Annotated in this window: 1 protein-coding gene and 2 pseudogenes; 2 read left to right on the top strand and 1 reads right to left on the bottom strand. The window is 31.8% G+C overall.

Going from position 1 to position 1,225, the window contains the following annotated elements; all coding sequences use genetic code 11:
- Nucleotides 1-140: pseudogene (locus CQZ94_RS30760) on the top strand (tyrosine-type recombinase/integrase); the annotation flags it as partial.
- 512 nt (nucleotides 141-652) lie between these two features.
- Here CQZ94_RS30760 and CQZ94_RS31490 read toward each other — a convergent pair.
- Entirely contained in the window at nucleotides 653-793 is a 141-nt protein-coding gene (locus tag CQZ94_RS31490) for a hypothetical protein (protein ID WP_181149587.1), read from the bottom strand.
- A gap of 198 nt (nucleotides 794-991) precedes the next feature.
- Here CQZ94_RS31490 and CQZ94_RS30755 point away from each other — a divergent pair.
- A pseudogene (locus tag CQZ94_RS30755) lies at nucleotides 992-1,225 on the top strand (hypothetical protein); the annotation flags it as partial.

Raw genomic sequence — 1,225 nt, 5'->3', positions numbered from 1 at the left:
ACTACAAAGGACTAGCACCTCATGTAATAGCGGCTGCAGTAGGTCATAAAAATGACCGGACAACAAAAGAAAACTACCTAAAACAAAGATTAACGAAAGATAACGATGCTGGCAATCTAATTAAGGAAGATGAATTCTAATTTCATTTATATTAAGATTAACTGTGTAATTTATATATAATAAAGAAGAATAATCTGTTATGGATACTTTTTTATACGAACGAGATATACAATTAAATTCAATTGGTGGTATATGCGTTGATATAAATTCTAGCGAAGAAATTATTAGTAGGGTTAATCATTACATCATTGATACGAACTTACTTACTCCACTCCTGTATTGTTAATTTATTTGCACAATTCAATTCAAATTTACATATGCTACTTATGCACATGTATTCAACTCACATTTGGACGTGTGATTTGAAACCTACTTTTTAAAAAGCGCTATATAAGCGCTTTTTTTCATGTGTAAATAATCTCTACAAAATGAAATTTTTATTATATTCCCTTCCGAATAACATTTCCAATCCGGTTTATACTATAACTGTAACTTTAAAGTTACACAACCTAACTTGTAGGGCCTAATTTTCTTTTGTACAACTAGTGGTTAGCTAATTAAGCTGGCTACTTTGTTGTGCCAAATGAAGCTTTTACTCGGATTTACGCATCACTTCTTCTGTCAGCCAAGATACGATATTAAAATCCTTAGCTTCACACCTTAAGGATGTTCCGTTCAAAAAACACTCCCTCATATCCTCAATTAATTCTTCAGCAGCTTTAATTCGTTCCATACCAATCACACACCTTTTTAGAGTAATAGTATCATTATGTCCAATTTTTATAGATTTTTTGCACCAAAACCAGAAATAATATTATTAAATCACTTTCATATTTAAATAAAAAATCCACACTTAACTAGACTCATATACTCACACCATCCTTTCTAGACGAGCATAAGATGTACTGACGAACGAAAGGGGGTAATTTTTATGGGTTTTGGTTTTTGTGGAGGTTGTGATTTCGATAGATGTGATGATCGGAGAGATCATCACAGAAAAGAAGAAAGAGAAGACAATAGAAGAAAACAGAATAACAATCCAGAGTTATTACAATTCTTACACACATTAACTCCTGGTACTTGTATTGTTATTCAATATGATTGTCAACCACCTACAAGTGCAACATTCCAGGGTTTTCAAGGAAACAACGTAATCATTTTATCT

Origin of the sequence: Bacillus sp. MYb209 (assembly GCF_002975175.1) — a bacterium.
In the GTDB taxonomy this organism is placed as follows: domain Bacteria; phylum Bacillota; class Bacilli; order Bacillales; family Bacillaceae_G; genus Bacillus_A.
This window is presented reverse-complemented; position numbering and strand designations above follow the sequence as displayed.